The organism is Arthrobacter pityocampae, from assembly GCF_002927275.1.
GTDB lineage: Bacteria > Actinomycetota > Actinomycetes > Actinomycetales > Micrococcaceae > Arthrobacter_D > Arthrobacter_D pityocampae.
Map to the genome: position 1 here is coordinate 121,100 of NZ_PRKW01000001.1, position 12,305 is coordinate 133,404.

General features: G+C 70.3%; 9 protein-coding genes and 1 pseudogene. 2 read left to right on the top strand and 8 right to left on the bottom strand.

Annotation, left to right across the window (positions count from 1 at the left end):
* Positions 1 to 321: 321 nt before the first annotated feature.
* Positions 322 to 816 (bottom strand): annotated as a pseudogene (locus C4K88_RS17675) (response regulator); the annotation flags it as partial.
* Positions 817 to 949: 133 nt separating this feature from the next.
* Here C4K88_RS17675 and C4K88_RS00680 point away from each other — a divergent pair.
* Positions 950 to 1,150 (top strand): hypothetical protein, encoded by a 201-nt coding sequence (locus C4K88_RS00680; protein WP_104119729.1) that lies wholly within the window; start codon positions 950 to 952, stop codon positions 1,148 to 1,150.
* Positions 1,151 to 2,092: 942 nt separating this feature from the next.
* Here the strand turns inward: C4K88_RS00680 and C4K88_RS00685 are convergent.
* From C4K88_RS00685 to ileS, 5 genes are all read right to left on the bottom strand, one after another.
* A complete protein-coding gene (locus tag C4K88_RS00685; protein ID WP_104119730.1) occupies positions 2,093 to 3,058 on the bottom strand; it encodes an aldo/keto reductase in 966 nt (321 codons plus the stop codon).
* Between the two features lie 63 nt (positions 3,059 to 3,121).
* On the bottom strand, positions 3,122 to 3,538 hold the full coding sequence (ndk, locus tag C4K88_RS00690) for a nucleoside-diphosphate kinase (RefSeq protein WP_104119731.1): 417 nt from the start codon (positions 3,536 to 3,538) through the stop codon (positions 3,122 to 3,124).
* A gap of 69 nt (positions 3,539 to 3,607) precedes the next feature.
* On the bottom strand, positions 3,608 to 4,054 hold the full coding sequence (locus C4K88_RS00695) for a DUF4233 domain-containing protein (RefSeq protein WP_241521646.1): 447 nt from the start codon (positions 4,052 to 4,054) through the stop codon (positions 3,608 to 3,610).
* An 8-nt stretch (positions 4,055 to 4,062) separates the two neighbouring features.
* Positions 4,063 to 5,466 carry a bifunctional folylpolyglutamate synthase/dihydrofolate synthase gene (locus C4K88_RS00700; RefSeq protein ID WP_104119733.1) on the bottom strand — a complete coding sequence of 468 codons (1,404 nt, stop codon included), beginning with the start codon at positions 5,464 to 5,466 and terminating at the stop codon, positions 4,063 to 4,065.
* Positions 5,459 to 8,779 carry an isoleucine--tRNA ligase gene (gene ileS, locus C4K88_RS00705; RefSeq protein WP_104119734.1) on the bottom strand — a complete coding sequence of 1,107 codons (3,321 nt, stop codon included), beginning with the start codon at positions 8,777 to 8,779 and terminating at the stop codon, positions 5,459 to 5,461. Before ileS ends, C4K88_RS00700 begins: the two co-directional genes overlap by 8 nt.
* Positions 8,780 to 9,175: 396 nt before the next feature.
* On the opposite strand from ileS, the gene C4K88_RS00710 reads away from it, so the two are divergent.
* Positions 9,176 to 10,504, top strand: a complete 1,329-nt coding sequence (locus C4K88_RS00710; protein WP_104119735.1) for a cytochrome P450 — start codon at positions 9,176 to 9,178, stop codon at positions 10,502 to 10,504.
* Here C4K88_RS00710 and C4K88_RS00715 read toward each other — a convergent pair.
* Complete coding sequence (locus C4K88_RS00715) at positions 10,468 to 11,427, bottom strand: diacylglycerol/lipid kinase family protein (protein ID WP_104119736.1); 960 nt, start codon at positions 11,425 to 11,427, stop codon at positions 10,468 to 10,470. The genes C4K88_RS00710 and C4K88_RS00715 overlap by 37 nt on opposite strands.
* Positions 11,424 to 12,218: an SDR family oxidoreductase gene (locus C4K88_RS00720; RefSeq protein ID WP_104119737.1), complete on the bottom strand. Its 795-nt coding sequence runs from the start codon at positions 12,216 to 12,218 to the stop codon at positions 11,424 to 11,426. The genes C4K88_RS00715 and C4K88_RS00720 overlap by 4 nt, the downstream gene beginning before the upstream one ends.
* Positions 12,219 to 12,305 lie beyond the last annotated feature (87 nt).

Here is a 12,305-nt window from a genome sequence, read left to right on the forward strand (position 1 = left end):
AGCGCCCACCGGGAAGCACGGCCCCGTACCGGATCCACCACACGGAGGACCCAGGGACCCGGAGGAATTGGTCCGGGTGTCGAGCGTAGCCAGCACCGAGGACACCACACCGGTGACGACCGTGTCGGGCAGGGCCAGATCCGCGCCGATCTCACGGTTCGACAGTCCCTCGACGATGAGCGAAGCGGCCCTCTTCTCGAGCCGCGTGAACAACGCAAGCCGTTGATGGGACACCGCCTGCGAGAGTTGTGCACGGGCTCGCTCGATCCTGCTCGAAGCCAGGAGCGTCTCGCCCGCGGCCGCGCGCCGGACCTTACTGGCCAGGCGGTCGGTGCCGGCCTCCTTCAACAGGTAGCCCGACGCGCCGGCCAGCACCGCCCGGCGCAGGGCGTTCTCGTCCCCCAGGCTCGTCAGTAGAAGACACCGGATACCGGGGTCGATGGAGCGGACCGTACGACAGACCTCGACATCCGTCCCATCCGACAGGAAACCGTCCAGCAGGACGACGTCGGGTCGCAGGTGCGCGATGTCCCGGGTCGCTTCCGCCGCGGAGCCACTTCCGCCCACCACTTCACAGCCCTCGTACTCGAGCAGGTCCCGCAGCCCCCGCCGCACGACTTCATCGCCATCCACCACGAACACCTGCACCCGCCGGACCGGGCGGGGTACTGCGTCGGTTACCGATGCGCTCATCAGAAAGCTCCCTCGAGTGAGCCACTCCGCGGTCCGCTCTCCGCGGCCGCTTCTCCCCCGGGAATCGCACTTCCATCCTCTGCCACTCACCCCTCTGATGGCGGAAAACAAACGCACCCCCATCGCCTCTAGCCAAAACGCGGACCCACGTGCAACCCGCAGCCCCACGGCTCCACCGTTGAGCCGGGTGGTTCAGCGCCCCGACGAAGGGGCGGGACGTCTTGACGCCTTTGGGTGACCGGAGCAGGATGCGTGCATGGTGCACCCACCACAGGACGAGGGTCCTTCCGTCGGGGCGACATCGGTCGCGGTCGTATCCCGGCACGACGACGAGGACCTGCGGATCACCTACGAGGTGCTGCGGTGGATGATGATCGGACTTCCCGCTCCCCTGTTCGCGGTCACGTTCTCCCATGCGCTTCGGACCGGAAGCGTCGAGGGATCCATCAGCGCCTAGTACGGCGGCCCGGTCCGGGACGTCTTCGTCGGGGTCGTCGGTGCGACCGCAGCCTGCATGGTCGCCTACCGTGGGTGGTTCGCACTCGAAGACTCCGTCCTGAACGCGGCCGGCTTCTTCGCCGTCTTCGTGGGTCTGGTACCCGCGGGACTCGGCACCATCATGAGCGACCTGCGCGAACGCGACGAGGCCCTGGCTGCACTGTCGACCAGCGAGGCCCTCAGCGGAGAGCTGCCAGCGGCCCTGGAGAACGCCGCACCGGCGTTCACCGCCGAACAGTACGGCTGGTCCCTGCGGATCGCCCTGACTGCCGTTGCTCTGCTGTGCGCCTGGTGGGTGAGGAACGAGTTCAAGCAGTCCCGCCGCACCCTCGACCTCCTCGACCTCCTCGACCGAGGCGGATGGAGCAGGGGGACCGTTGTCTGCCTGGCCGCGGTCGCGCTCTGCTTCTCCGTCCTGACCTACCGGCAGCTGTGGCTGACCGGCCCTGCAGACCGGATTTCACTGCCCGGGATCACCGTGGGTCCGCTACACCTGCGCGTGCACGCCATCGCAGCGAGCCTCATGATCGCAGCGCTGCTGGTGGTGGTGGTGAGAAGCCACGGATGGCCCGACCAGGCAGCGCGAGCGGACCCGGGTCGTTCTGTGCAGCCCGCGGATCACAGGCTTCGGCACGTCGACAGGACAATCTTCGGCCTGATGCCGATCGGCGCGCTCGACGTGGTCGGCCTCGGGGTGGTCTTCTTCCCCGAGCGCATGGTGTTGATCGTCGAGTGGTGCGAGATCTTCCTCTTCTGCTGGACCCTGGACCCTGGAGACGAGACGGGTGAAAAGGGGTCGTCATGCCGTCGAAAAGGCCGTGGAATAGCGCATTCGTCCCATGGCGTGCGGAACGAGACCGCCCTCGCTCAATCCGTCGGCCGCAGCCGGGTTTCCCGCACCTCAGGCCGCCGGACGCGGGAAGATCGCGTCCAGTGCCGCGAGGTCCCCGTCCGACGGAGTCCAGTCGGCCGCCGTCGCGTTCTGCCGCACCTGCTCCGGCGTCGTGGCGCCGGCGATCACGGAGCCGACGGACGGCTGCGCCGCGAGCCAGGAGAAAGCCACCTGGACCTCGGTGAGATCCCGCTCCGCGGCGAAGGCGGTGAAGGCCTCGAGCTGGTCCCAGTCGGCGGTCTCGAGGAGGTTCCTGCGGGAGTGGGTGAGCCTGCTGCCGGCAGGGACCTCATCCCGCCGGTACTTGCCGGTGAGCAGGCCGTTGGCGAGGGGGAAGTACGGCAGGACACCCAGACCGTAGGCCTCGACGGCGTGGATCACCTCGCGCTCCACGCGGCGGTCGAGCAGGTTGTAGGGGTTCTGCGCGGAGATGAAGGGCGTGTACCCGCCGCTGCGCGCCGTGAACTCGGCCTCGGCGATCTGCCAACCGGCGAAGTTGGAGTGCCCCAGGTAGCGCACCTTGCCGCTCGTGACGAGGTCGTCGAGGGCCGCGAGGGTCTCCTCGATGGGCGTCTGCGGATCCGGCGCATGGTACTGGTACAGGTCGATCCAGTCGGTGCCGAGGCGCCGGAGGGAGGCCTCGGCCGCCCGGACGATGTAGCGGCGGGACCCGCGGGCCCCCCAGTCGGGTCCGTTGGCGCCGGCCATGTCGAGGCCGAACTTCGTCGCGAGGACGACGTCGTCGCGCCTGCTGCCGAGGGCCCTGCCGAGCTGCACCTCGCTGACGCCGGGCTCCCTGCCGTACATGTCGGCGACGTCGAACAGGGTGATCCCGGCGTCGATCGCCGCATGCACGACGGCGTCGGTGCCCTCCTGGGACTCGGAGAGGGTGCCGGCCCGGCCCAGGTTGTTGCAGCCGAGTCCGATGGTGGAGACGCTGAGCCCGGAGGAGCCCAGTCTGCGGTAGGTCATCATGCCCCTAACCTACCAACACAGTTGCCCCAGGCACATGACCCGGGGCAACAGTGTTCGATGGTGTCAGGCGAACCAGATACCGATCTCGCGCTCGGCGGACTCGGTGGAGTCGGAGCCGTGGACGAGGTTCTGCTGGACCTTGAGGCCCCAGTCGCGGCCGAAGTCGCCGCGGATGGTGCCGGGCGCCGCCGTCGTCGGGTCCGTGGTGCCGGCGACCGAGCGGAATCCCTCGATGACGCGCTCGCCCTCGAACACGGCCGCGACGATCGGGCCGCTGAGCATGAACTCGACGAGCGGCTCGTAGAAGGGCTTGCCGACGTGCTCGGCGTAGTGCTCCTCGAGCAGCTCGCGGGTGGCGTGCACGCGCTTCAGTTCGGCGATGGTGTAGCCCTTCGCCTCGACGCGGGACAGGATGGTGCCCGTCAGGCCGCGGGACACGCCGTCGGGCTTGACGAGGACAAGGGTGCGCTCAACGCTCATGGGGACTCCTGGTGTGGGTGCGCCGTCGCGGACGGCGCGGATGGGAACTGGTACCGGGGTCGACTCTACTCAAGACCCCGCCTCCTCGGGATTCGCCCTCTCCCACTCCGCCTGCAGCCGGTCCCGCTCCACGTTCTCGCGGTCCACGCGGATCCCCTGCCGGATCCCGTACAGCCAGGTGAGGGCGAACGCGAGGCCGACGACGAACATGACCGGTTCGAGGAAGCCCCCGGCGATGAGGACGAACTGGAGGAACCAGCCGAGCGCGATGCCCCACTTCTTCGTCAGCACGGCGCAGGTGAGCACCAGCACCACGCTGAGGAGGAACCCGGAGGTCAGGATGAGGACCGGGGAGATCTCGTCGCGGCGCAGGCCGAAGACCGCGAGCGTCGCGAAGAACACCACGAACGCCTCGAGGACGAGGACCGTCGAGGCGAACAGGATCTTCGTCGACCGCCGCTTCTTCGGCATCCCGGGCCGCCATTCGCGCTGCGCCCTGGTCATGCGTCGTGCCATGTGGAGGCCTACTTCCCGAGGAGGGTGCGGGTTTCCCCGACCACCGTGATGGATCCGGTCACGAGGACGCCTCCGGAGAGGTCGTTGTTCTCCTCGGCCTTCATGACCGCCCACTCCAGGGCGTCGTCGAGCCCGGGGAGGATCATGATGTTCTCCTCCGCGAACCCGGCCGCCAGGGCGGGCTGCAGGAGGTCGGCGGCGGGGACGGACCGGGGGGAGGTCGACTGCGTGAGGCACACGTCCTCGAGGATGCCGCCGAGCTCCTCGTGCAGTTCGGCCAGCATGCCCGCCGCGTCCTTGTCCTCCAGCGCCCCGATGACGAGGACGAGCCTGCTGAAGTCGAACGCCTCGTTGATGCCCCGGGCCGCGGCGCGCGCCCCGGCCGGGTTGTGCGCTGCATCCACGATGATGCTCGGCGCGGTCCTGACCACCTCGAGGCGACCGGGCGACGTGACGGCCCGCAGGCCGTTGCGGACCAGCTCGGTCTCGAGTTCGCGCTCACCACCGCCGAGGAACGCCTCGACGGCGGCGACGGCGACGGCCGCGTTCTCCGCCTGGTGCTCGCCGTGCAGGGGGATCAGCAGCTCGCCGTAGCGGCCGGCGAGCCCGGTCAGGGAGACCACCTGGCCGCCGACGGCGACGGTCCGAGATTCGACGCCGAACTCGACGCCCTCGAAGCGGAACTCGGCCCCGACCTCGCGGGCGCGCTCGAGGAGGACCTGCGCGGCGTCGCGCGGCTGGATGGCACTGACGAGGACGGCGCCGGGCTTGATGATGCCCGCCTTCTCGAGGGCGATGTCCTCGACGGTGTCGCCGAGCAGCTCGGTGTGGTCGAGCGAGATCGGGGTGACGACGGCCACCTGGCCGTCGCCGACGTTCGTGGCGTCGGTGATCCCGCCGAGTCCCACCTCGATGACGCCGACGTCGATCGGCTCGTCGGCGAAGATCGCGAAGGCGAGGATGGTGACGCACTCGAAGTAGGTCAGGCGCGGTTCCCCGGCGACGAGCAGCTCGCCGTCGACGATGTCCAGGTAGGGCTTGATCTCGTCCCAGACCCGGACGAACGTCTCGTCCCGGACCGGCTCCCCGTCGATGCTGATGCGCTCGGTGACCCGCGAGAGGTGCGGGCTCGTGAAGCGTCCCGTCCGCAGGTCGTGCGCCAGCAGGATGCTCTCGATCATGCGCGCCGTCGAGGTCTTCCCGTTGGTGCCGGTGATGTGGATGATCGGGAAGGCCCGGTTGGGCTCACCGAGGATCTCCATCGCCCGGTGGAGCGGCGCCATGCGCGGCTCCATCTTGTTCTCCGGGGCGCGGCTGAGGAGCTCCGCGTACACGCTCTCGACCGAGAAGCCGTCCAGTTCGGTGCTGCTCCCCGTGCCGTCGGTGGCGTCGGTGCCGGTGCTGTCATCCATGCTGCTGCTCCTGTTTCCGGACGGTCTTCTCGACGGTGATGGTGAAGTCGTCGCCCGCGTCGGGGACGGCGTCGATGCGCAGCTCGAGGGTCAGGGTCTCGGCCCGGATGAGCTCCGCATTAGCCTCGAGCGCCCCGACCTGCTCCGCGGCGACGCCGACGGTGGTCCGGATGCGGTCGCTGATGTCGAGGTCGGCGTCGCGGCGTGCCTGCTGGATGGCGCGGATCGCGTCGCGGGCCGTCCCCTCCGCAGCCAGTTCGGCCGTCACCTCGGTGTCCAGGACGAGGAAGCCGCCACCGGGCAGGACGGTCACCGCCTTCGAGGCGGCGTCGTTGCCCTCCACCACCGTGTCGAGGGTGTACTCGTGCGGCTCGAGGGCGAGACCGCCCGCGGTGACGCCGCCGTCGTCGTCGACCCGCCAGTCCCCGGACTTCGAGGCCTTGATCACGGTCTGGACGTTCTTGCCCAGCCTTGGCCCCGCCGCGCGGGCGTTGACCACGAGCCGCTGCGTGATGCCGAACTCGGCCGGCTCGGCGTCGGCGGCGTCGACCAGGCGCACGCCCTTGAGGTTCAGCTCGTCGGCGATGATCGACGCGTACTGACCGGTGAGGTCGGCGGCGCCGGGGGCGACGACGGTCAATTCCCGGAGCGGGAGCCGCACCCGGAGATTCGCGGCCTTGCGCAGGCTGGAGCCGACCGAGCACACGGACCGCGTGCGGTCCATCTGCTCCACGAGGTCCGGGGCTGCGGGGAACGACGTCGCCTCGGGCCAGTCGGTGAGGTGGACGGACCGGCCGCCCGTGAGCCCGCGCCAGATCTCCTCGGTGACGAGGGGCAGCAGCGGGGCGGCGACCCGGCAGACGGCCTCGAGGCACGTGTAGAGGACGTCGAAGGCGTCGGTGTCCTCGTCGAAGAATCGCTGGCGGCTGCGGCGCACGTACCAGTTGGTCAGGGTGTCGAGGTAGCGGCGCAGGGACTCGCAGGCGTCGCTGATCGTGAAGGCGTCGAGTGCCCCGGTGAGGTCGCGGACGAGGTTCCCCGTGTTGGCCAGGATGTAGCGGTCGATCGGCTCGCTCAGGAGCGCGGCGGCCTCCGGCGTCACGGTTTTCGCCTCGTAGCCCGCGCCGCCGTCGGCCGCGTTGGTGTAGAGGCTGAAGAAGTGCCAGACGTTCCACAGCGGCAGGATGACCTGGCGGACGCCGTCGCGGATGCCCTGCTCCGTGACCACCAGGTTGCCGCCGCGCAGGATCGGGGACGCCATCAGGAACCAGCGCATGGCGTCGGAGCCGTCGCGGTCGAAGACCTCGGAGACGTCCGGGTAGTTGCGCAGACTCTTGGACATCTTCTGCCCGTCGGAGCCCAGGACGATGCCGTGGCTGATGACGTTGCGGAACGCCGGCCGGTCGAAGAGCGCGGTGGAGAGGATGTGCAGCATGTAGAACCAGCCGCGGGTCTGGCCGATGTACTCGACGATGAAGTCGGCCGGGTTGTGGGTGTCGAACCACTGCTCGTTCTCGAACGGGTAGTGCACCTGGCCGTAGGGCATGGACCCGGAGTCGAACCAGACGTCCAGGACGTCCTCGACGCGGCGCATGGTGGAGCGTCCCGTGGGGTCGTCCGGGTTGGGCCGGGTGAGCTCGTCGATGAAGGGGCGGTGAAGGTCCACCTCGCCCTGCGTGTTGACGGGCAGGCGCCCGAAGTCCGCCTTCAATTCGGCGAGCGAACCGTACACGTCGGTGCGCGGGTATTCCGGGTTGTCCGACTGCCAGACGGGGATGGGGCTGCCCCAGAAGCGGTTGCGGCTGATGGACCAGTCGCGCGCGTTGGAGAGCCACTTGCCGAACTGTCCGTCCTTGACGTTGCCGGGGATCCAGGTGATGTCCTGGTTCAGCTCCACCATGCGGTCGCGGATCTTGGTCACCTCGACGTACCAGGAGGACACGGCGCGGTAGATCAGCGGGTTGCGGCAGCGCCAGCAGTGCGGGTAGCTGTGGACGTAGCTGGACTGGCGCACCAGGCGTCCCTCGGACTTCAGGACGCGCGTGATGTGCCGGTTGGCGTCGAAGACCTGCAGGCCCACGATCTCCGCGAGCGGTCCCGTGCCGAACAGGGGCAGGAATCTCGCCCCCTCGTCGACCGAGAGGATCACCTGGATGCCGGCCTCCTCGCAGATCTTCTGGTCCTCCTCGCCGTAGGCGGGCGCCTGGTGGACGAGGCCGGTGCCGTCCGTCGTCGTGACGTAGTCCGCGACGAGGATGCGGAAGGCGTTGCGGTAGCCGCCCTCCTCGGGATCGGCGAGGTAGTCCCACAGCGGCTGGTAGGTGAGCCCCGCCAGCTCGGTGCCGAGGTGCCGGGAGACGACCGCCTCGCGCGCGGCGGCGGCGTCGGCGAAGCCGAGGTCCTTGGCGTAGTTGCCGAGGAGCTCCTCGGCGATGAGGTAGCGCCCCTCGGCGTCGTCGCGCCGCCCCGCGACGACGACGTAGCTGATGTCCGGTCCGACGGCGAGCGCCGCGTTGGTGGGCAGGGTCCAGGGCGTGGTGGTCCAGGCGAGGGCCTGTACTCCGGCGAGGTCCTTCGAGAGGGCGGAATCGCCGGGCAGGATCGGGAACGTGACGGTGACGGTCTGGTCCTGGCGGTCCTGGTAGACGTCCTCGTCCATGCGCAGCTCGTGGTTGGACAGCGGCGTCTCGTCGTTCCAGCAGTAGGGCAGCACGCGGTACCCGTTGTAGGTGAGGCCCTTCTGGTGGAGGGTCTTGAACGCCCAGAGGACGGACTCCATGTACTCGGGGTTGAGCGTCTTGTAGTCGTTGTCGAAGTCCACCCAGCGCGCCTGGCGGGTCACGTAGTCACGCCACTCCCCCGCGTACTTCATGACGGAGGCCCGGGAGGCGTCGTTGAACTTGTCGATGCCCATGGCGAGGATCTGCTGCTTGTCGGTCATCCCGAGCTGCTTCATCGCCTCGAGTTCGGCGGGCAGTCCGTGCGTGTCCCAGCCGAAGCGCCGCTCCACGCGGTGTCCGCGCTGCGTCTGGTACCGGCCCACGAGGTCCTTCGCGTAGCCGGTGAGGAGGTGCCCGTAGTGCGGCAGACCGTTGGCGAACGGCGGTCCGTCGTAGAACACGAACTCGTTGGAGCCGTCGACGCCGGCGTCGCGCTGGTCGATGGACGCCTGGAAGGTGCCGTCCTTCTCCCAGTAGCGGAGGACGCGCTGCTCGAGTTCGGGGAAGCGTGGGGAGGCGCTGGTCCCGACGGCGGGCGTACCGGCGTCGTCGGGCGACACTGCTTTGGGGTAGATCTGCGGCATGGGTCTCATCCTGTGTGCGGCGGCGTCGGGTGGTGCAGGAATCCTGCCGTGAGGACGGGACCCCGTCTCCCGCCACCGGTTGCCTGACCGGGTGCGGGGGTCCAGGACCCGCGGTACCACCTCACTTGCCGCCGTCGTCCGCCGTACCGCTCGTCGCGGTCGTGCAGGCCGGGGCTGCCGCTCGTTTCCAGGCTGTGACGGGCTCCCCGTCCGGTTCTACGGGGCACCTCCGTGGAGGCGTCCTTTCTTCCGGAAGCTCACCGGTGATGGCCGGGTCGACGCTTGTCCCTCCAGTCTAGCCCGGGGCCGAAATCGTTGTCGAAAGCGTCGAAGCACAGTCGGACCCGTCGGCGCACGCCCCGAAATGCATTGTGGTGGGCGGAGACGCCTTGGCAGGGTGAAGGGATGACATCCCCCACCCTTCCCACCGCGTCCGCCCCGGACACTGCCCGGCTGCTCCTCGGCGTCCTCCTGCCGACCATCGTGAAGGGCCCCATCATCCGGCGCCCGTGGGCGGTGGGGCTCGCAGCGCGCCTGGACCTGGACACGCGGGCCGTCGGAATCGTGCGGTCGATCCACGCGAAGCACCCGGCCGGCCCCCTCATGCTGAAGCTGCCGATCCGCCGACAGGCGATCGTCCTGGCGCCGGAGGACGCCAACACCGTGCTGGCGCGGTCCCCCGAACCGTTCACCCCGGCCAGCAGCGAGAAGCGGGCGGCGCTGTCCCACTTCCAGCCCGCCAATGTGCTGATCACGCGCGGGCCCCTCCGGACGGTGCGCCGCGCCCTGCAGGAGCAGGTCCTCGACACGGACCACCCCGTGCACCACCTCGCCGACCGGTTCGTCCCCGTGGTGGAGGAGGAGATGCTGGAGCTGCTGGCCGGGGCCGTCCGCAGCGGGTCCCTGCCGTGGGACGACTTCCTCGACGCCTGGTACCGGGTGGTGCGGCGCGTGGTGTTCGGCGATCACGCTCGGGATGACAAGGACCTCACGGCCATGGTGATCCGCCTGCGTAAGGACGGCAACTGGGCGTTCCTGAAGCCGGTGCGGACGAAGACCCGGCGGCGCTTCCTGGCGCGGATCACCGAGGAACTGGCGAACGCCGAGCCGGGGAGCCTCGCCGCCGTGATGGCCGCCGCGCCGAAGGGCGACGGCGCCGAGCCCGCCGATCAGGTGCCGCAGTGGCTCTTCGCGTTCGATCCGGCCGGTATGGCGACGTTCCGCGCCCTGACCGTGCTCGCCACCCACCCGGAGGCGATGGCCGCAGCGCGGCGGGAGGTCGACGGCGACACCTCGGGGCGCCGGGTCCTGCCCTACCTGCGCGCCGCCATCCTGGAATCGCTGCGCCTGTGGCCGACGACCCCGATGATCCTCCGCCAGACCACGCAGCCCGTGCAGTGGGAGCGGGGGCTCATGCCGGCCGACTGCGGCGTCCTGGTCTACGCACCGTACTTCCACCGGGACGAGCGCTCGCTGCGCAGCGCGCACAGCTTCTCGCCCGAGCGCTGGCTCACCGAGGAGGACGACGGCTGGCCGCTGGTGCCCTTCAGCGACGGCCCGGTGGTCTGCCCGGGCAAGCAGCTCGTGCTGCTCGTGACCAGCGCGGCCCTGGCGGCACTGGTCGCCGGGCACGACTTCCGGGTGGAGGAGGGGCAGGCCCTCGACCCGGAGCGGCCGCTGCCCGGCACCATGGACAACTACAGCGTGCGGCTGGGCGTGTCCGGCAGGTCCTGAGGGGGCGTCCCTGGGGGCGGCGGACGTCGGCCGAGGGCGGGCGAGCCGGCCGGGACGAGCACCTTCAACGCCCGCGGGGTGAGCGTCATGGTCGCCGGGAGCGCCCCCACGAGTTCCCCGTCCGCATACACCTCGAGGGGCTCGCCGGCCGTGATCGTGATGCTGGTGCCGCGGGTGAGGGTGATACCGGGCCTGCCGAGGTGCCGCCCCCGGTAGGCGCGGAGGAAAGTGGCGACGACGGCCGCGCGGGACGACCCGGACAGGGACACGACGTCCAGGAGACCGTCGTCGACTGTTGCGTGCGGACAGATCCGCAGCCCACCGCCGTACTGTCCGACATTCCCGACGGCGATGAACCAGGCGGGGAAGACCCGCTCCCGCCCGTCGACGGACAGGGTGAACGTCACGCCCCGCCATGCCCGGAGCGCCTTCAGCCCGCCGTACAGGTAGACGAAAGGCCCGAGACGGATCCGCGCCGCGTTGCCGAACCTGTTGGCGAGCGAGTCGAAGCCGACGTGGGCGACGCCGAGAAAAGGACGCCCGTTGACCTGGCCGAGGTCGACCTCCGTCACTGAATAGCGAGCAAGGCGGCGTACCGCCCGCTCCGGATCCAGCGGCAGGCCGAGGCGCCGCACCGTGTCGTTCCCGCGGCCGCCCGCCAGGGGCAGGAGGACCGCGCCGGACCGGTGCGCTCCGGCCGCGGCGGCAGCCAGGAAGCCGTCACCGCCCAGGACCGCGACAACGCTCCCTGGCGCGGCCCGCCGCGCCTGCTCGGTCGCCTCACGGAGGCTCCCCGTGACGACGACGGAGAGCGCGAAGCCCTCATCCCTCAGCGCTTCCGCCGTCCCCGGCCCGAGCCGCTGCGCACGACCGCGGCCGGCCGCCGGGTTGATGAGGAGCAGGGCGTCCCTGCGTGAGGTCACCCCCGGAGGACCTTGTGGTTGGCGGCCTGCGCGAGCGGGCGCAGGACCAGGTGATCGATGTTCATGTGGTGTGGCGCGTTGAGCGTGAAGGCGACGGCGGCCGCGACGTCGTCGGCCGTCAGCGGGTACGGGACGCCGGCGTAGACCTCGTCGGCAGCGCCCTGGTCGCCGCCCAGACGGTTGAGGGAGAACTCCTCGGTGTGCACCATGCCCGGGGAGACCTCGATGACGCGGATGTTGTGCTCGGCCTCCTCGAGGCGGAGCGAGCGGGCCATCGCCTCCTGCGCCGCCTTCACGCCGCAGTACCCGGCGCCGCCCTCATAGGGTGCGAGCGCGGCGGTGGAGGTCAGGAACAGGACGCTCCCCTGGCCGCCGTCGCGCAGCGCCGGGAGCAGGGCCCGGGTCATCCGCAGGGAACCGAGGACATTCACGTTGTACATCCACTCCCAGTCGTCCGTCCTGGCCTCGGCAACCCGCTCCGTCCCGAACGCGCCCCCGGCGTTGTTCACCAGCGCGTGGACGGGTCCGGTCGCTATGACGTCTGCCGTGAAGGCGTCGACGGACGCCTGGTCGGTGACATCCAGGACCATCGGCGTCGCCCCGGTCTCTTCCGCGAGCGCCTGCAGGCGGTCGATCCGCCGGGCGGCTGCCACCACGTCCCAGCCGTCCCGGCGGAGGGCGCGGACGGTCGCGGCGCCGATGCCGGAGCTGGCACCGGTGACGACGGCGCGCAGGGCGGAGGGGGCGGGGTCAGCGGGGGCGCCGAGCGGCGCCTGGGTGGTCTCGGTCATGGGGCCACTGTAGTCAGTGCCGGTCGCACTGCCGGACCCCGGTGCGTGCGACGCGTCGAGGGCTGGGGCCGATTCCGCGCCCACCCG

Excerpts from the sequence above, each read along its gene's own strand:
- ndk (WP_104119731.1), bottom strand. The coding sequence starts at position 3,538 with ATGAGCGTTGAGCGCACCCTTGTCCTCGTCAAGCCCGACGGCGTGTCC.
- C4K88_RS00685 (WP_104119730.1), bottom strand. The coding sequence starts at position 3,058 with ATGATGACCTACCGCAGACTGGGCTCCTCCGGGCTCAGCGTCTCCACC.
- ileS (WP_104119734.1), bottom strand. The coding sequence starts at position 8,779 with ATGAGACCCATGCCGCAGATCTACCCCAAAGCAGTGTCGCCCGACGAC.
- C4K88_RS00695 (WP_241521646.1), bottom strand. The coding sequence starts at position 4,054 with ATGGCACGACGCATGACCAGGGCGCAGCGCGAATGGCGGCCCGGGATG.
- C4K88_RS00710 (WP_104119735.1), top strand. The coding sequence starts at position 9,176 with ATGACATCCCCCACCCTTCCCACCGCGTCCGCCCCGGACACTGCCCGG.
- C4K88_RS00700 (WP_104119733.1), bottom strand. The coding sequence starts at position 5,466 with ATGGATGACAGCACCGGCACCGACGCCACCGACGGCACGGGGAGCAGC.
- C4K88_RS00680 (WP_104119729.1), top strand. The coding sequence starts at position 950 with ATGGTGCACCCACCACAGGACGAGGGTCCTTCCGTCGGGGCGACATCG.
- C4K88_RS00720 (WP_104119737.1), bottom strand. The coding sequence starts at position 12,218 with ATGACCGAGACCACCCAGGCGCCGCTCGGCGCCCCCGCTGACCCCGCC.